Annotated in this window: 16 protein-coding genes and 1 other RNA gene; 10 read left to right on the top strand and 7 right to left on the bottom strand. The window is 62.2% G+C overall.

Going from position 1 to position 16,445, the window contains the following annotated elements; genetic code table 11:
* Positions 1-31: 31 nt before the first annotated feature.
* Complete coding sequence (locus WLQ66_RS05805; protein ID WP_340545411.1) at positions 32-1,255, bottom strand: aminotransferase class V-fold PLP-dependent enzyme; 1,224 nt, start codon at positions 1,253-1,255, stop codon at positions 32-34.
* A gap of 149 nt (positions 1,256-1,404) precedes the next feature.
* Here WLQ66_RS05805 and WLQ66_RS05800 point away from each other — a divergent pair, with 149 nt between their 5' ends.
* Positions 1,405-1,785 carry a VOC family protein gene (locus tag WLQ66_RS05800; RefSeq protein ID WP_340545410.1) on the top strand — a complete coding sequence of 127 codons (381 nt, stop codon included), beginning with the start codon at positions 1,405-1,407 and terminating at the stop codon, positions 1,783-1,785.
* Between the two features lie 54 nt (positions 1,786-1,839).
* Here WLQ66_RS05800 and WLQ66_RS05795 read toward each other — a convergent pair whose 3' ends face one another.
* Both WLQ66_RS05795 and acuI read right to left on the bottom strand, forming a co-directional pair.
* Positions 1,840-3,477, bottom strand: coding sequence for a BCCT family transporter (locus WLQ66_RS05795; protein ID WP_340545409.1), 1,638 nt, complete (start codon positions 3,475-3,477; stop codon positions 1,840-1,842).
* A 492-nt stretch (positions 3,478-3,969) separates the two neighbouring features.
* A complete protein-coding gene (gene acuI, locus WLQ66_RS05790; protein ID WP_340545408.1) occupies positions 3,970-4,962 on the bottom strand; it encodes an acryloyl-CoA reductase in 993 nt (330 codons plus the stop codon).
* A gap of 214 nt (positions 4,963-5,176) precedes the next feature.
* Between acuI and WLQ66_RS05785 the strand changes: the two genes are divergently transcribed.
* From WLQ66_RS05785 to WLQ66_RS05765, 5 genes are all read left to right on the top strand, one after another.
* Positions 5,177-5,926, top strand: coding sequence for a FadR/GntR family transcriptional regulator (locus WLQ66_RS05785; RefSeq protein WP_340546313.1), 750 nt, complete (start codon positions 5,177-5,179; stop codon positions 5,924-5,926).
* Positions 5,927-5,986: 60 nt separating this feature from the next.
* Positions 5,987-6,339: a transfer-messenger RNA gene (gene ssrA / locus WLQ66_RS05780) on the top strand.
* A gap of 361 nt (positions 6,340-6,700) precedes the next feature.
* Positions 6,701-7,141, top strand: coding sequence for a nuclear transport factor 2 family protein (locus WLQ66_RS05775; protein ID WP_340545407.1), 441 nt, complete (start codon positions 6,701-6,703; stop codon positions 7,139-7,141).
* A 129-nt stretch (positions 7,142-7,270) separates the two neighbouring features.
* A complete protein-coding gene (chrA, locus tag WLQ66_RS05770; RefSeq protein ID WP_340545406.1) occupies positions 7,271-8,578 on the top strand; it encodes a chromate efflux transporter in 1,308 nt (435 codons plus the stop codon).
* A gap of 136 nt (positions 8,579-8,714) precedes the next feature.
* Positions 8,715-9,191: an SspB family protein gene (locus WLQ66_RS05765; protein ID WP_340545405.1), complete on the top strand. Its 477-nt coding sequence runs from the start codon at positions 8,715-8,717 to the stop codon at positions 9,189-9,191.
* Between the two features lie 231 nt (positions 9,192-9,422).
* On the opposite strand, the gene WLQ66_RS05760 is transcribed toward WLQ66_RS05765, so the two are convergent.
* Positions 9,423-9,965, bottom strand: coding sequence for a hypothetical protein (locus WLQ66_RS05760; protein ID WP_340545404.1), 543 nt, complete (start codon positions 9,963-9,965; stop codon positions 9,423-9,425).
* A gap of 312 nt (positions 9,966-10,277) precedes the next feature.
* On the opposite strand from WLQ66_RS05760, the gene fumC reads away from it, so the two are divergent.
* The 3 genes from fumC to WLQ66_RS05745 are packed head-to-tail and all read left to right on the top strand — an operon-like array spanning position 10,278 to position 12,062.
* Positions 10,278-11,672, top strand: a complete 1,395-nt coding sequence (gene fumC / locus WLQ66_RS05755; protein ID WP_340545403.1) for a class II fumarate hydratase — start codon at positions 10,278-10,280, stop codon at positions 11,670-11,672.
* Positions 11,672-11,851, top strand: coding sequence for a DUF4169 family protein (locus WLQ66_RS05750; RefSeq protein WP_340545402.1), 180 nt, complete (start codon positions 11,672-11,674; stop codon positions 11,849-11,851). The genes fumC and WLQ66_RS05750 overlap by 1 nt, the downstream gene beginning before the upstream one ends.
* Entirely contained in the window at positions 11,844-12,062 is a 219-nt protein-coding gene (locus WLQ66_RS05745; protein WP_029601902.1) for a ribbon-helix-helix domain-containing protein, read from the top strand. The genes WLQ66_RS05750 and WLQ66_RS05745 overlap by 8 nt, the downstream gene beginning before the upstream one ends.
* Positions 12,063-12,361: 299 nt before the next feature.
* Here the strand turns inward: WLQ66_RS05745 and WLQ66_RS05740 are convergent, their stop codons facing one another.
* The 3 genes from WLQ66_RS05740 to WLQ66_RS05730 all read right to left on the bottom strand — a co-directional run bounded on the left by WLQ66_RS05740 (position 12,362) and on the right by WLQ66_RS05730 (position 16,045).
* Positions 12,362-13,798: a cytochrome P450 gene (locus WLQ66_RS05740; RefSeq protein ID WP_340545401.1), complete on the bottom strand. Its 1,437-nt coding sequence runs from the start codon at positions 13,796-13,798 to the stop codon at positions 12,362-12,364.
* On the bottom strand, positions 13,798-15,048 hold the full coding sequence (locus WLQ66_RS05735) for a hypothetical protein (RefSeq protein ID WP_340545400.1): 1,251 nt from the start codon (positions 15,046-15,048) through the stop codon (positions 13,798-13,800). The genes WLQ66_RS05740 and WLQ66_RS05735 overlap by 1 nt, the downstream gene beginning before the upstream one ends.
* Positions 15,049-15,292: 244 nt before the next feature.
* On the bottom strand, positions 15,293-16,045 hold the full coding sequence (locus WLQ66_RS05730; protein WP_340545399.1) for a cytochrome c biogenesis CcdA family protein: 753 nt from the start codon (positions 16,043-16,045) through the stop codon (positions 15,293-15,295).
* Between the two features lie 93 nt (positions 16,046-16,138).
* Here WLQ66_RS05730 and WLQ66_RS05725 point away from each other — a divergent pair, with 93 nt between their 5' ends.
* The gene (locus WLQ66_RS05725; protein ID WP_340545398.1) at positions 16,139-16,372 is read left to right on the top strand and encodes a sulfurtransferase TusA family protein; all 234 of its coding nucleotides are present in this window, start codon (positions 16,139-16,141) and stop codon (positions 16,370-16,372) included.
* Positions 16,373-16,445: the final 73 nt, after the last annotated feature.

Here is a 16,445-nt window from a genome sequence, read left to right as displayed (position 1 = left end):
AAAGATCAAGGTCCCTGTATCGCTGCGGTTTTCACAACACGCGATCTAGGGCCTCGATCAACTGTGTCATCTCTTTTTTCGAGGTGTAATGCGTAAAACTGAGCCGCAGCACGCCGTCACCGGTGGAGACACCCATCGCGTTCAGGGCACGCAGGGCGTAGAAATCACCGCCCCCCGCCATGATGCCATGTTCGGCCAGTTCACCGGCTACGGCTTCGGCGGGGCGATCCAGCGCCAGTGCCACAGTGGGCGCGCGTCTGTCGGCATCAGAGGGGCCGATCAGGCGCAGATCATTGCGGTCCTTCACCATATCGAGCAGCGGTTGCAGCAGCTCCACTTCATGGGCGCGCATCAGATCGTGGACAAAGGCCCCCTGTGCCGCGCCTTCGGTCAACGGGCCGCCGTGATGATGGGCCAGCGCGGCGATGTAGTCGGCCATGCCCGCGCAGGCGGCGACCTGAGCGTGGTCCGGCCCCGCCGGAGTGAAGCGTTTGTAGAGCGTGTCACCGTTGAAGAAATGTCCCTGATTGGGCAGCAGCTCCCCCAGGGCGCGGCGGATCACCATCAGCCCCTGATGCGGCCCGTAGGTCTTATAGGCGGAGAACAGATAGATATCCGGCCCCAGCTCGCCGACATTGGGCAGGCCATGGGGCGCGTAAGAGACACCATCGACGCAGACAAAGGCGCCAGCCGCATGGGCCAGAGCGGTGATTTCGGTGACCGGGTTCAGCTCCCCGACCACGTTGGAACAATGCGGAAAACAGACCAGCCGGACGTTTTCGTCCAGAAGATTTTCCAGATCTGCGGGGTTCAGATGGCCGGTTTGCGGGTCGATCTGCCATTCGCGCACCTCGATCCCGGCATCCGCAAGGCGCCGCCACGGGCCGCTGTTGGCCTCGTGATCCTGATTGGTGACGATGATCGCCTCCCCCGGAGACAGGAACTGGCGAAAGGCCTGCGCCAGCACATAGGTATTCTGGGTGGTCGAGGGGCCAAAGCTCAGCTCATCCCGTGCCACCCCGAGGATGCCGGAAAGCCGGTGCCGCGCCTCGTCCATCTCGTCGCCCGCCAGCGTCGAGGCCTCATAGGGGGCATAGGGCTGCACTTTGCGCTCGGTATAAAAGCGGGTGAGCCGGTTGATCACCTGCTGACAGGTATAAGAGCCACCGGCGTTCTCGAAAAAGGCCTGACCTTGCAGGTTGGGCGCTGCAAAGGCCGGAAACTGGCTGCGGACAAAGTCGATATCAAGGGCCATGGTCTCTCCTCTTTCTGTCTCAGAAGAAGTGACGGCGATGATGCGCAAGGTCAAGCGCGGAGAGACTGCGGCCACCGCTGACCTGATGTCATTTTCTGTCAACAGTGGCGGGTAGCTAGGGGATACATCAACACGAAAGGATGCAGATGATGGCCTATACGCCCAAGGATTTTCTGGTCTGGGGAGAGATCCCCGTCACCAACATGGACGGCGCGCGCAAGTTCTACGAGCATGTGACCGGCGCCGCGCTGGAACTGGTCAGCGATGGCCCCAACCCGATGCTGCTGTTTCGCCCCAAGGACCCGGCAACCGGGGTCGCGCTGAGCATCTATCCCGGCACCCCGGCCCCAGATGGTGTTGGCCCGACCCTGCATCTGGCCGCCGAAGGTGCGCTGGCCGATGTGATGACGCGGGTGACCGACGCCGGTGGGCAGGTGGTGTCAGAGGCGGTGCCGCTGCCCGACGGGCAGTTCTTCTACGCCAAAGACCCCGACGGCAATTCGGTCGGCTTCTATGAGGCCAAGAGCTGAACGGCAAACGCCCCGGAGTTCTCCGGGGCGTTTCTGGGCGTTGCTGGTCCGGGATCAGCGCGCCTCGGTTTGCAATCCGCGCAGGATCGCCCAGCACATCAGCAGCAGCACGATGGTGAACGGCAAGCCGGTGGAGATCACCATCGCCTGCAGGGCCACAAGACCACCGCCGAGCAGCAGCACGATCGCAACCGCACCTTCGAACACGCACCAGAAGACCCGTTGCGGCAGCGGCGCGTCGACCTTGCCGCCTGCGGTGATGGTGTCGATCACCAGCGAGCCGGAATCCGAAGAGGTGACGAAGAACACGATCACCAGAAGGATGCCGACAAAGGAGGTGATCGAGGCCAGCGGCAGCTGATCCAGCATCTTGAATAGCTTCAGCTCAAGTGCGGCATCCTGCGCGCCGGTATAGCCATCAGCCACCACCTGATGAATGGCGGTGCCGCCAAAGACGCTCATCCACAGGACGCAGACCAGGCTGGGGATCAGCAGAACGCAGATGATGAACTCGCGCACGGTGCGGCCCCGGCTGACGCGGGCGATGAACATGCCGACAAACGGAGACCAGCTGATCCACCACGCCCAGTAAAAGGCGGTCCAGCCCTGGCTGTAGTTGGCATCCTCGCGGCCGAAAGGCATGGAGAGCGCCGGCAGATACTGCACATAGGCCACCAGACTGTCGAAGAAGCCGGTGATGATCAGCAGCGTTGGCCCGACCAGAAGCACGAAGATCAACAGCAGGAAGGCCAGCCCCATGTTGATTTCGCTCAGCACTTTCACACCGCCATCAAGACCGCGCACAACCGAGATCAGCGCAACCGCGGTGATGGCGGAGATCAGCAGCACCTCGGTGGTTGAGCCAACCGGCACACCGAACAGCTCGTTCAGGCCCGCATTGGCCTGTGTCGCGCCAAAGCCCAGCGAGGTTGCAAGGCCAAAGAGCGTGGCGAAAACCGCCAGAATGTCGATGATATGGCCGGTCCAGCCCCAGACCCGCTCGCCGAAGATCGGGTAGAAGGCCGAGCGGATGGTGAGTGGCAGCCCCTTGTTGAAGGAGAACAGCGCCAGCGACAGGGCAACAATCGCGTAGATCGCCCAAGGGTGCAGGCCCCAGTGATAGATCGTCGCCGCCATGCCCAGACGCACGGCTTCGGTGCTGTCCCCGGCTGCGCCGCCCAGCGGCGCCCAGTCGGTGCGGGCGCCATTTTCACCCATGCTCACGCCACCAAAGGCGGTGGAGTAATGGCTCATCGGTTCGCTGACGCCGTAGAACATCAGGCCGATGCCCATGCCGGCCGCAAACAGCATCGCAAACCAGCCGATGTAGGTATAATCGGGTGCCGCGTCGGCCCCGCCAAGGCGCACCTTGCCCCAGGGCGAGACGATCAGGAAGAAACAGAACAGCACGAAGATATTGCCCGCGCTGAGGAAGAACCAGTCGAACGAGCTGGTCACGGCGGGGCGCAGCCAGCCAAAGAAGGTTGCCGCCTGTTCCGGCAGAACCAGCGCGTAGAACACAAACAGCATGATGCTGATGCCGGAGACCATGAAAACCGGGTTATGGATGTCAAATCCAATCGGTCCCACGGATCCTTCCAGATTGTCCTGTCCGATTTCATATTCGGTGTCGATGACGGCGGCCTCACCGTCGGGGGCGGGTATGCCCTGATTGGCCGTTTCGTCTGTCATGGGTGTCCCTGTTCTGTCTTATGTGAACGTCCAGTGTCTCAACCGTCGCGCGCTGCGCAGGTTCCCGCCGATCGCGAAAAAAATGCAGCCCCCGCACGGGTGCCTCTCCATGACCGGCGCCCGTTGAGCAGGCGGTCGGGCGCGATCATCACAGCGCTCATGCCGACAACGATCGCCGATAGATCCGCGTCAGCCCAGTCACGCGCTGCGGTCAGGCAGCGGCTGGCGTGGCCATGGACAGATCACCAGCCTAGCAGAAAACCATGCAAATGTCGCGTCTTGTGGGGCGATCTGCGTGACAGCGGTGCAATCGCTGCGCGACATGCGCCCGGTTGCCGTGTCTATGACGCGGGGATTGACCAGCTGGCCCCACGGACGCGCAAAGAACGCGCAGGCTGGCTGCGCGTTCTGACAGGTTTCCCTGTGATCATTGCCCGATCAAACTCTGATCTGTCGACCTTCAGGCGAGCGGCCCCGTCAGCAGAGGCCGTGTCAGCCGTTCACATCAACGACAACGCGGCCCTTCACCTGCCCTTTCAGGATATCGGCGCCCAGCTGTGGCAGGTCGGACAGGGTGGCCGGCTGCACCATCGCCTCCAGCTTATCCATCGGCAAGTCGGTGGCGATGCGCTGCCAGGCCCGCAGGCGGTTGTCATAAGGCTGCATCACGCTGTCGATGCCCAGAAGGTTGACGCCGCGCAACAGAAACGGGATCACCGTGGCGGGCAGACCGGCCCCGCCTGCAAGGCCAACCGCCGCCACCGAGGCCCCATATTTCATCTGGCCCAGAACCCGCGCCAGCATCGCACCACCGACCGCATCAATGCAGCCCGCCCAGTTCTCGCTTTCGAGCGGGCGCTTTACCGTCTCGTTCAGCTCTTCGCGCGGCACGATCTGGGTGGCGCCAAGGGCGGTGAGATAGTCGGATGTCTCAGGGCGCCCGGTCACCGCCGCAACCTCATAGCCGAGGTTGGAGAGGATCGCGGTTGCCACCGACCCCACGCCACCCGCAGCGCCGGTCACCAGCACCGGGCCGTGGCCGGGTGTCAGCCCGTGATCCTCAAGCGCCATGACGGCCAGCATTGCGGTAAAACCCGCTGTGCCAACAGCCATGGCCTGGCGCGTGTCGATCCCATCCGGCAAGGGCACCAGCCAATCGGCGCGCACGCGGGCCTTTTGCGCATAACCGCCCCAATGGGCTTCGCCGACGCGCCAGCCGGTCAGCACAACCTTGTCGCCGGGTTTGTAACGCTCATCGCTGGAGGTCTCGACCGTGCCTGCAAAATCAATGCCCGGCACATGCGGATATTTGCGCACCAGTCCGCCGCCCGGACCAAGGCAGAGGCCATCCTTGTAGTTCACGGTTGAGTAGTCCACTGCCACGGTCACCTCTGCATCCGGCAGCTGCTCGAGGCTGAGCGTTTGCACGGCGGCGGATGTCTCGCCGCTGTCTTCGTCCTTGATCACAACCAATGCGTTGAACATGATGGGTCCTCCTCTGAATTCAACCTGACGCGCCAGGAGCGCGGACCCGCCGTGCAGCCGAAACGGCGATGGCGGGCGACTCAACTCTTGCCAATCAAATGTCAGACTTTTAAATGTCTGACAAATGATTTCTGCCGAGACGCGCGCCACGCCACAGGTCATCACAGAGATCATCACACAGGCCAAGACACTGGCCATCACACAGGGCACCGACATGAAGCTGAACCCCCGTAGCGCCGCGGATCTGTCGGCGCAGATTGCCGAAGCCATCCGCGATGCGATCATCAGCGGCGCCCTGCCTGTGGACCAGCGCCTGCCCTCGGAGGCCGAACTGGCCGAGCAGTTTCAGGTGTCCCGGCCAACAGTCCGCGAAGCCCTGAAGCGGCTGGCCGCGCAGGCGCTGATCCGCACCCAGCGCGGCGCCACCGGCGGCGCCTTTGTCAACCGGCTGAGTTTTGAGGATGCCTACGCCCAGCAGGTGACCACATCGACGCTGCTGCTGAGCATGAATGCTGTCAGCTTCGACACTGCCTGCGAGGCGCGCTATGCGCTGGAACGGGCCTGCGCGCCGCTGGCGGCGGCACGGCGGACGGCGGATCAGCTGGCGACCATGCGCGCCGAGATCTTTCGTCAGGGCCAGCCCGGGCTGACGGATGAGGCGTTCTGCGCCTCGGATGTGGCCTTTCACCGGGCGCTGGTCGATGCGGCGGGCAATCCGGTGTTGTCCTACCAGCTGGCCGGAGCGGTCGAGGCGATGCAGCCGCTGATGAATATGATCACCTTTACCGCGCGCGACCGCGCCCGGATGGTGGCGCTGCATGGCGCCATTGCCGATGCGCTGGAGGGGCGCGACGAGGCCGCCGCCACTGCCGGGCTGACCGCATTGGAGGACGAGACCCGCACGCTGGCCGCTGCGGTCTTTGCCCGGCGGGCTGCCGAAGCGACCAGGGGCGACCATGGCTAAACCACCGCCCCGGCGTCGTGGTGCAGCCGCTCCCGCCGGGACGTATTTTATGTGTCATTTCCCCTTTAACTCCGTATCGGCACGGCCTATATTCAGGGTGTTCCTTCGGGAACTATGGACATAAACGCGCTCGTAATAAGCGGATCGGACCCGGGGGCGGTACCCGGCGACTCCACCAAACATCCTTCATTTGGGGATCATGGGGTCGAAACAGGATCGACGAACGTCTAAAGGGGTTAGCTTTGTCTCGGCTGTCTGCCACCGTTATCGGCGAAACTTGTACAATTGCAAATGACAATCGTGCTCCGGCAATGGCAGTAGCAGCGTAAGCTGTTAATGTCGCCGAAACTAAGTCCTTGCGCCTAGCCGCGTAAGGCGGGGTTCGCAGGTACCTGGCAACAGAAACCTGCACTTCCTCCTCGCCTACTCCAGACTTCGATCTTGGCCTCGGCCCTACCGCAATATCTGTTTCTCACAATGCAGGCATCTCGGTACCACAGGCGCCCCCTGACGCCACATCCGGGGCCACGCCGAAGGTCGATACACCAGCGCAGATGCGGGAGGCACCAGAGGCGATCAAACTCGACTGCGGGCAGCGCCAACCGGAGCGAATGCCCATTGAATTGTTGTTAACACTTGTGCTTCAGTCTCATGTCTGACGACGGTCCAGTCCCGCGTGAGGCGTTGTTTCGACCAATGCTGCAACCCTGAATAAGGCTGCCTGCGCAACCCCGATGCTTCAACCGGTGTCAGTTTCTGACCCTTAGGGAACAAATGAAAAACAGTGAACGGCTCTTTCGATGGTTTTACGATGTCTGGGTCGGTCTGGACCTCGACCAGATTGAGCCGATGTTTCATCCTGAGCTTGAGGTAAACGGCCCTCTGCATGGCGCAATCGCAATTGCCGCGGACTACCGCGAAATTGTCGGCACGCTGCACAATCTCATGGAGGATCTTGACCTGACCCTGACCCATGCGCTGGATGACGGCGACTATTGCGCGATCCGGGTCCACGTACGGTGCTATGGCCGCAGTTCGGATGACAAACTGGACTACTACGGCCAGCTGATTGTGCGGATGCAGGATGGTCAGATCCGGGAATTCCTGTCCAACTTCGACTATATGACCATGTTCGAGCAGCTCGGCCAGCTGCCACAGGACTGTCTGCCGATCTGCATGACCGGTGAGCGGCTGACCTGGATGGATGACACCTGACCAGGCAGCCGCAGGCGGCACTGTGAAGTTTCTGTAACCTCTCCGGTTTTCGGCCTCTCCACGGTCCGCGGCCACTGGCACTGGTCGCGCAGAATGCTACAAGGTCAGCGTCCAGCCAATGGTGCGCCTATGACCGACATGTCCGCAGACCCCGAGATCAGCCCAGCCCCCCCCCAGATCGCGATGGCGAATCTGATCCGGGTGTTTGGCCGCATTGGGCTGCTGTCCTTTGGCGGGCCTGCGGCGCAGATTGCATTGATGCACAAGGAGCTGGTCGAGGATCGCCCCTGGCTGAGCGAGGCCGGATTTCTGCGTGCGCTGTCGTTCTGCATGATGTTGCCGGGACCGGAAGCGATGCAGCTGGCCACCTACGCCGGCTGGCGGCTGCGTGGTGGCATCGGCGGGCTGATTGCAGGGCTGTTGTTTGTCCTGCCGGGCGCGCTGGTGATCGCCGCCCTTGTCTTTCTATACGTGAACTTTGGCACCCAACCTGTTGTTCAGGCGGCTTTCCTCGGCATCAAGGCAGCGGTGGTCGCGATTGTCCTTCAGGCGCTGCAACGGCTCGGAAAGAAGGCGCTGCATGGTGTCACCGATTATGGGCTGGCGGCTTTTGGCTTTGTTGCGCTGTTCCTGTTCGGGCTGCCGTTTCCGCTGGTGGTTCTGGCGGCTGCACTGATCGGCGCGCTGGGGGCCCGGCCCGCGCCCCCCTCTCCCGCCGGGCCGATCGGTCACGGGCCCGAGGCCGCAACGCCGTTCTGGTCGACACTGCTGATCTGGGGCGGGCTCTGGCTGCTGCCGCTGGCTGCATTGAGCCTGTTCGGCCCGCAGCTGCTGGCGGATATCGGCTGGTTTTTTGCCAAGCTGGCGGTTGTCACCTTTGGCGGAGCCTATGCGGTTCTGGCCTATATGTCGCAGACGGTGGTCGGACAGTACCAGTGGATCGATACCGGCCAGATGATTGATGCGCTGGGGCTGGCGGAAACCACACCGGGGCCGCTGATTCTGGTGACGCAATTTGTGGCGATGCTGGCCGGTGCGCTGGCCTCCGGGGCATGGATGGCGATTGCGGCCGGGCTGGTCGCGCTTTGGGCGACCTTTCTGCCCTGTTTTCTGTGGATCTTTCTCGCGGCTCCACATGTGGAGCGGATTGCCAGCCATCCCCGGCTGGGCGCTGCGCTGCGCGCAATCACCGCGGCCGTGGTCGGCGTCATCCTGAACCTGTCGGTCTGGTTTCTGCTGCATGTGCTGTTTCGCGAAATTGCGGTTCTGGAGCTTCCCGCGCTCACCCTGATGATGCCGGTCATGGCCAGCCTGAATGTCAGCGCTGCGCTTTTGGTGCTGGCCGCACCGGTGGTGGCGCTGGCCTGCGGTGGTCGGCTGGCGCTGATACTGCCGGTGATGGGCGGACTTGGCATCCTTCTGGCGCAGGTCATCTGAGCAACGCAATCCCAGCGCAAATGTCGGGCATTCCCCTGCTAGTGTCAGAAATTATTTACGAATCCCTAACAAGCGGGCCTTTAGTTTCCGGTAGAAATCCGTATTCTGAAACCAATAGAGACTTAAGGGTATCGGAATGTCCCGCGAAATTGACTATGGAAATCTGATGCATTCGGCCATGCGTGGTCTGATCCGATCTGTACTGGATGGGGTGGCTGAACACGGGCTGCCCGGAAATCATCATTTTTTCATCACCTTCGACACCTCGCACCCCGATGCGGAGCTGGCAGATTGGCTGTCGGATCGCTACCCTGGCGAGATGACCGTGGTCATGCAGCACTGGTTCGACAATCTGGAGGTCGGCGAGGACGGCTTTGCCATCACGCTGAATTTCGGCGATGCGCCGGAGCCGCTCTATATCCCCTATGACGCCATCAAGACCTTTGTCGATCCCTCGGTTGAGTTCGGCCTGCGGTTTGAGACGCCAGAGGATGACGACGACGTCGAAGAGATGATTGCCGAACTGGACGACGGCATCGAGATCGAGGTCGACGAAGACCCGGACGCGAAGAAGGCCGCCGACGTAGTATCGTTGGACAGTTTCCGCAAGTAACACGCGGTTCCACGCGCCCATTCATTCACATCTGACCGCTAAGGTTCGTGAACCGGTGCTTGCATCGGTGCGCTCCTGTGGAGCCACTGAATGGGCCTCGATAGACGGTGTCCCGTGCGGTGCAGCCCTGACACGCCCCGTAGCCGCGCCTGTTTGACGCCGCCCGTGACGCCTTAGCTTTGCGCCGCAAGAGACTGTTAATAAAATATTTCCCCGGATCTGTCGCGACGGTCAGTGACGTTCGAGGAAAGTTTTCAGCTCCTTGCGCGGCAACCCGTTGCGATGGGAGGAATAGACCAGATCCAGCCCGCCCTCTGCCAATGTCCGGTCATATTGCTGCATCTCGTAGTCGCCATTGGGGCCGATGAACATCGAGAAAACCGTCAGCGTATCGCCCACGATGCGGCCCCAGACATAGGGTTCGCCCTTCATCGGATCGAGCTGCACGGTATGGCCAAACACATTGCGTTTCATCGCGGCGGCAAAGATATCGTCCCGCTCGGTCGGCTGGAACTCGACACTATAGGACTTGGTCTTGCGCCGCCCATCCTTCTTCAGCGAGGTGGTTGTCCATTGTACATAGAAGCCTTCATCGCTTTTGGCGATCGGGCCGATCTGCACGGTGGCATCACGGTGTTCCTCGCTGCCGTCAGCGTTGGGCACCACCAGAGAGCCCTGATAGCGGCCAAAGAATGGCCGCACATCAGCGGCCAGCGCCTGCCCGGCAAAAATCACGATCAGCGCAAGTGTCAGAAACCCGGCCTGAAGACGCATCTGCAGCCGTGATACACACCGCGTCGCCGCCTCGGGCGTGCAGTGGCGCCTGCCCTGTGAGATGGCCAAAGATGGCTGCAATGGTCGGTGTCTGAGCACAGGCGGATCCTTCGGTTTGGGCTGACGTCGGATTGTCTGAGCCTAATCTAGCGGTCTTCTGCCCCGGTGCAATGGCTCATCCCGCATTGGCCTCTATACCTCGGGTGCGGAATGGCTATGCTGCGCGAAACTGCGCAATTGCCTCGTGGTCCGGCACGGGGTAGACGGCATACCAACGCATACATTTAGTCATCATCAGACGGAGAGAGACTTATGTCCGATACCCGCACCGAAACCGACAGCTTCGGTCCGCTTGAGGTCCCTGCAGACAAGTACTGGGGCGCTCAGACCCAGCGCTCGATCATGAACTTCCCTATTGGCTGGGAAAAACAGCCCGTCGCCATCGTGCGCGCGCTGGGGGTGATCAAACAGGCCTGCGCCATGGCCAACAAGGCATCGGGCGCGCTGGATGCGACGCTGGCGGATGCCATCATCCAGGCTGCGGGCGAAGTGATCGAGGGCAAGTTCGATGACAACTTCCCGCTGGTGGTCTGGCAGACCGGGTCCGGCACCCAGTCCAACATGAACTCCAACGAGGTGATCGCCAACCGCGCCATCGAGATCCTCGGCGGCACCATCGGCTCCAAGGATCCGGTGCATCCGAATGATCACTGCAACATGGGCCAGTCCTCAAACGACACCTTCCCCACCGCGATGCATATCGCCACCGCGATGATGGTGCGCGACGTGCTGGTGCCGGGGCTGACGAAACTGGCCGAAGGGCTGGAAGCCAAATCCGAGGCCTTCAAGGATATCATCAAGATTGGCCGCACCCATACGCAGGATGCCACCCCGCTGACGCTGGGCCAGGAATTCGGCGGCTACGCCCATCAGATCCGTCAGGGTCTGGCCCGGGTCGAGGCGGCGATGCCCGGCATCTACGAGCTGGCACAGGGCGGCACCGCCGTTGGCACCGGACTGAACACGCAAAAAGGCTGGGGCGAGACGGTCGCTGCCAACATGGCCGAGATCACCGGCCTGCCGTTTGTCACCGCGCCGAACAAGTTCGAGGCACTGGCCGCCCATGACGCCATGGTGTTCCTGTCCGGCGCGCTCGCGACCATTGCGGGCAGCTGCTACAAGATCGCCAACGACATCCGCTTCCTCGGCTCCGGCCCGCGCTCTGGTCTGGGCGAGCTGATCCTGCCGGAGAATGAGCCGGGATCGTCGATCATGCCGGGTAAGGTGAACCCGACCCAAGCAGAGGCGCTGACCCAAGTTGCCGCCCACGTGATGGGCAATGATGCCGCGATCAAATTCGCAGGCTCGCAGGGCCATTTCGAGCTGAACGTCTACAACCCGATGATGTCCTATAACCTCCTGCAGTCGATCCAGCTCCTGGGCGATGCGGCGGACAGCTTCACCGAGCGGATGCTGAACGGCATCGAGGCCAATGAGCCGCGCATCGACAAGCTGATGAAGGAATCGCTGATGCTGGTCACCGCGCTGGCGCCGACGATTGGCTATGACAATGCTACCAAGGTTGCCAAGACCGCGCATAAGAACGGCACCACGCTGAAGGAAGAGGCCATTGCGCTTGGCTTCGTGGATGAGGCGACATTTGACGCGGTGGTGCGGCCTGAGCAGATGATCGGTCCCAAGGGCTGATGGTGAAACCGGTCAATCTGAACCGGTATCGCAAAGACAAGGCGCGGGCCGAGAAAAAGGCCCGCGCTGACCGAAACGCCGTGACCTATGGCCGGACCAAAGCCGAGAAGGATCTCGACAAGGCGCGCAATGCGCAGGAGATCGACCGGCTGGACAAGCACCGGCGCGACGATGACTAACCGGCCCAGAAAACACTCTCTGACCCTGCGGGGCCACCGCACCTCGGTCTCGCTCGAAGATGAATTCTGGCAGGCCTTCCGCGAGATTGCAGCCGAAGACGGGCGCGCCATCAATGATCTGGCCGCCGAGATCGACGAAACGCGCGGCGTGGATTGCGGTCTGGCCTCGGCCATCCGCCTGCATGTCTTGCGACGCTTAAGGTCACGTTAATCAGGGCTTGGGATCGTATCGCCATACCGATGCCCGCCCCGCCTACCACCGACAGCTGACTGTTGCGGCTGTTCCAATCTCAGGCCACTGCCCGAGGTGGCGTGATCCGCCGCCAGAATCGCGACATCGAACGGCTGCTGGGTTGGGAGCGTTTTCGGCGCGAGCTGAAACGCAGGGGCGTTCATGCCGTTGGAAACGTAAGTCAGGTGATCCTCTTTTGCCATCAGGACGCATTGCGCATCACTCAGTGACGCAAATATCTTAGACGAAATGTGCCAATAAAATTCGAATTTTCTTGGCTAGCGCGGTGTCAGCTGCAGCCAGATCCCGTTCTTTGACCGAACCGTCAGATGGGCCACCGGGATCGGCTCTTTGCCTGATACCGGCGCCACCCGAAACCTTCGCAGGATCATCGACAGGATCAGCGGCCCCTCGACCATGGCAAACCCCGCGCCGGTACAGACGCGCGGTCCGGCCGAAAAGGGGATATAGGCCTCGCGCTGACAGGTCTTGCCATTCTCGGTCTGCCACCGCCCCGGATCAAACCCGTCCGGGTTCTCCCAGAGCCGCGTATGGCGGTGCAGGTGCCAGGGGCTGAGCACGACCTGAGCGCCCTTTGGCAGGGTGCGGCCACGAAATTGCTGCGGACAGGTCGTCTCGCGCACCATCATCGGCACCGGCGGGTAAAGCCGCAGCGCCTCGCGGAATACATCACGGCTGACCCTGAGCTTGCCCACTTCCGCGAAACTGTCGAGTGACAGATCCTGAGCCTCCGCCGCGATCCTGTCCTGCCAGTCGGGCGCAAGGGCCACCAGATAGAGTGCCCAGGCCAGGGCGGAGGCACTGGTTTCATGCCCGGCCAGAAAGAAAATCGCGACCTGATCGACCATCTCCTGGGTTGAGAACAGATCTCCGGTTTCGGGATCCGCCGTGGTCATGATCTTGGTGGCCAGATCATCCGGGGCGCCGCCTGCCGCGATGGTCGCCATCCGCTGTTGGGTGAGATCGGTGATCAGAGCCCGGATCCGCGCGGCGTTGCGGCGTGTGGCAAGGCGGTGAAACCGCGGCATCCAGCGCGGCAGCGGCACCAAGGCGGCAATATTGAGGATCGGCTGCGCCTGCTGATAGGCCCGAAAGCGATGAAAGACCTCCTGCGCCATATGATGCTCTATCGGGATCGAAAACAGCGTGCGAAAGATCACATCGGCCGCCGCGTGAGAGGTCACGGATTCGATTTCGACCGGGTGGCCGGGGGTTTCGCGCTGTTGATCGGCGAGCCGCGCCACTGCGGCCTCGGCGGCGTCATGGATAGCCGGATAGATCTGGCGCAGGCGGCCACCTTCAAAGGCCGGGTCAATGATCCGGCGCTGGCGCTTCCAGACCTCGCCATTGGTCAGAAACACCGAATTCCCGAGCAGCGGGCGCAGCCCCTCGCTGATGCGGCTGGATTTCGGGAAGCTCTCCGGGCGCTGTTTCAGCACCGTATCAACCAGATCCGGCTGATTGACCAGATAAGAGCGAAAGAAGGGTGTGCGAAACTCTGCCATCCAGGCGCGGTAGAGTTTGGCGGGCTGTGCCGATAGAAGATCGGCGCGAAACAGCCGCAGATAGCGCCAGAGCGAGACCTTGTCGGCGCGCGCGGGCGGCTTGGGCGGGGTTACCGTTGATCCTGCGGAACCGGGCGCCGAGCCGGGTGTGGCTGTGGTTGGATCTGACGTTTTGCCTTTGCCCGCCATCAGTCCCCCAACGAGGTATATTTGGACGCGGTGACATCAATCCGGGACCGCGAGGGGTTGCGGTTGCGATAGCGGCTTTCGAGCGTCCTTGGCCCTGCCGTGATCTGAAAATAATCGTAATCCCCCGGCTGGTCGAAGGCGCAGAGGTATTGAAAATGCAGCCGGAAAAACCGCCACCGCAGCGCGGCCCATCGTTCCGGGCTGAGGGTCTGGGTAAAGGCCGCCGAGATCACCAGCGGCCAACGTTTTGTCGCGGGAGCAACGCCGCTCACGGCAACGGGATCACAAAGCGCAAAGGCACAGCCATCTCCCGGCGCCGTGACATCCACCCAGCACAGATCCCCGCGCCCGGACAGGTCGTGCAGATCACGGCGCAGCCGATGTGCCTCGGGCAGGAAGGAGACCATCGGGACCACCTGGCCGAGGCTCAGAAAGCCGAGGGTGGCATGACGTCCGGCCAGCCCGCTGCGCTGCACATCGGCCAGTACGCTGACCCCGATATAGGCGCCGGAGGAATGACCGACGACCAGCACCTCGTCATAGCTGGGGTCACTCAGGGCGACGGCAACCTCCCCGGCGAATTGTGCAATACGCTGTCCCAGTTCGGGCGCATAGGCGCCGCGCAGCGCGGCGGAATGGGCGTAATCATGCATCAGGTAATAGGCAAACAGCCGACCGTCCTGACGCCGGAACCAGCGCATCAGCGCCGCCGCCGCAATCAGCCCCAGCGCCCAGAACACCACCGCTGCCGCCGCAGCAGCCCAGCCCGCGGAGAGACCAAGCCAGGCAACAGCGCCCTGCCCGAGCCGGGCGATGGTCACGGCAAGCAGACAGGCAAGCACCAGCTGAAGCAGCAGCATACCCACAGGATAAAGCGCCGCGATCACCGGGCCTTTGCGCAGCCACATGAGCCGCCGCAAGGTGCCGGTGGAGATATAGATCCAGGCGGTGCGCAGCATCTGCCAATAGGTCTGCGCAATCGACGGCGCCATGCTGCCCTGAACAATGTCCGACCAGATCAGCACATCAACATCGGTGTGGACCTTGCAGCCCTCGATCTGTGCGGTGACCTGCCAGCCGAACCCGGGTGTTGCGGCAGCTGCCTGCGGTCTCTCAGATCGGGGCGAGAGCGACAACTGGTAGCCGGAAATCTCCGCCTGCCGTGCGCCCTCCGTCCGGTAGAGCTCGCGGTAGCGGCGCGGTGGCATCGGATCATAGCCGGGGATGTAGAACAGCTTGCGGCGGCGCACGGGCGGATCTTGCCCGTCGCACGGGGAGGCGCCACTCTTTTGCGCACCGGGCTTGCCAACGGCGGATGTCTTGGTTGTTTGCTCTTGCACGGACTGCGCGACCCGATTTGCCTGTTTGTCGTCGCGCCAGCTTAGCGGTGCCTTGCAAAAAGAGTAAGCCCCGCCGGACCTCTGTCAGACGGGGCGATCTCGGGCGGGGATGCCGTGGCAACGGCGCAAAGGGACCGCCAGCCCGGACGGCAGGTCAGCCGAGGGTGGCCAGCGCCGGGAAGGTCTCAAGCAGCCAGAAAGAGAACTCAGAGAAAAGGCCGGTGACCAGCATGAACCCGACAACAATCAGCAGCAGGCCCATGAACTTCTCGATCACCCCCATGTAGGGTTTGATCCGGTTCATCAGGACCATCGACCGGGTCAGGAAGATCGCCGCCAGCAGGAACGGCACGCCAAGACCAAGCGCGTAGATCCCGAGCAGCAGCGTACCGCGCGCCACCGATGCCTCGGTCGCCGCCAGCGAAAGAATGGCACCGAGCTGCGGGCCGATACAGGGCGTCCAGCCAAAGGCAAAGGCGAGCCCGAGAATATAGGCCCCCACGGCCGAGCCACCGGATTGATCGGTTTCCATCCGCGCCTCGCGGTCAAGGATCGGAATGCGGAAAACCGACAGGAAATGCAGGCCGAAAATGATTACGACAACGCCTGAGATCTGCGCAAAGAGTTCCTGATTCTGCAGCACAAAGGCACCAAAAGCCGAGGCCGTGAACCCAAGCAGCAGAAACACCGTCGACAGCCCCATGACAAAGAACAGCGCCGCGACGATGGCCTTGCGCCGGGCTTGGGTCGTGCCCTGAATCTCGCCAATGGAAACGCCGCTCATATAGGCCAGATAGGGCGGCACGATGGGCAGCACACAGGGCGACAGAAAGCTGATCAATCCAGCCGTCAGCGCCACCAGCATGGCAGGGATCAGCCCTGCGTCGATGATTTCAATACCAAACATGCCCAATCCTTAGACCAGCCTCTTGCAAAGGTCACGGGGGGCGCCGGTCACAACCTTGTGGACAGGATGAAACAACCGGATTATCTGCAAGGTATGACCGACACCAAAGAGACTCTGGACGCAATCGGGCTGCTGTGCCCCCTGCCCGTACTGAAGGCACGCAAACGCCTGAAACCATTGGCCTCTGGCATGGTTCTGGAGGTTCATGCCGACGATCCGGCAGCGGTGGTGGATATCCCGCATTTCTGTCATGAGGCGGGCCATGAGCTGTTGGAAATCCGCGACAATCCGAAACATCAGACCTATCTGATCCGCAAAGGCGGCTGAGCCTATCAGCCCGTGAAACCCTCTGTTCGGGGTACGGACATGGACAGGCTGTGCGCCTGGGCGGGCTGGTGAT

The organism is Phaeobacter sp. A36a-5a (genome assembly GCF_037911135.1).
Lineage (GTDB): Bacteria > Pseudomonadota > Alphaproteobacteria > Rhodobacterales > Rhodobacteraceae > Phaeobacter > Phaeobacter bryozoorum.
Note: the sequence above shows the minus strand (reverse complement) of the source record. Positions and strands in the feature narration are given on the sequence as shown.

What these genes read in the sequence shown, in the direction of transcription:
- WLQ66_RS05740 (WP_340545401.1), bottom strand. Translation starts at nt 13,798, where the DNA reads ATGGCGGGCAAAGGCAAAACGTCAGATCCAACCACAGCCACACCCGGC.
- WLQ66_RS05730 (WP_340545399.1), bottom strand. Translation starts at nt 16,045, where the DNA reads ATGTTTGGTATTGAAATCATCGACGCAGGGCTGATCCCTGCCATGCTG.
- WLQ66_RS05725 (WP_340545398.1), top strand. Translation starts at nt 16,139, where the DNA reads ATGACCGACACCAAAGAGACTCTGGACGCAATCGGGCTGCTGTGCCCC.
- WLQ66_RS05775 (WP_340545407.1), top strand. Translation starts at nt 6,701, where the DNA reads ATGAAAAACAGTGAACGGCTCTTTCGATGGTTTTACGATGTCTGGGTC.
- WLQ66_RS05800 (WP_340545410.1), top strand. Translation starts at nt 1,405, where the DNA reads ATGGCCTATACGCCCAAGGATTTTCTGGTCTGGGGAGAGATCCCCGTC.
- acuI (WP_340545408.1), bottom strand. Translation starts at nt 4,962, where the DNA reads ATGTTCAACGCATTGGTTGTGATCAAGGACGAAGACAGCGGCGAGACA.
- WLQ66_RS05760 (WP_340545404.1), bottom strand. Translation starts at nt 9,965, where the DNA reads ATGCGTCTTCAGGCCGGGTTTCTGACACTTGCGCTGATCGTGATTTTT.
- WLQ66_RS05745 (WP_029601902.1), top strand. Translation starts at nt 11,844, where the DNA reads ATGACTAACCGGCCCAGAAAACACTCTCTGACCCTGCGGGGCCACCGC.
- WLQ66_RS05795 (WP_340545409.1), bottom strand. Translation starts at nt 3,477, where the DNA reads ATGACAGACGAAACGGCCAATCAGGGCATACCCGCCCCCGACGGTGAG.
- WLQ66_RS05765 (WP_340545405.1), top strand. Translation starts at nt 8,715, where the DNA reads ATGTCCCGCGAAATTGACTATGGAAATCTGATGCATTCGGCCATGCGT.
- WLQ66_RS05805 (WP_340545411.1), bottom strand. Translation starts at nt 1,255, where the DNA reads ATGGCCCTTGATATCGACTTTGTCCGCAGCCAGTTTCCGGCCTTTGCA.
- WLQ66_RS05785 (WP_340546313.1), top strand. Translation starts at nt 5,177, where the DNA reads ATGAAGCTGAACCCCCGTAGCGCCGCGGATCTGTCGGCGCAGATTGCC.
- chrA (WP_340545406.1), top strand. Translation starts at nt 7,271, where the DNA reads ATGACCGACATGTCCGCAGACCCCGAGATCAGCCCAGCCCCCCCCCAG.
- WLQ66_RS05750 (WP_340545402.1), top strand. Translation starts at nt 11,672, where the DNA reads ATGGTGAAACCGGTCAATCTGAACCGGTATCGCAAAGACAAGGCGCGG.
- fumC (WP_340545403.1), top strand. Translation starts at nt 10,278, where the DNA reads ATGTCCGATACCCGCACCGAAACCGACAGCTTCGGTCCGCTTGAGGTC.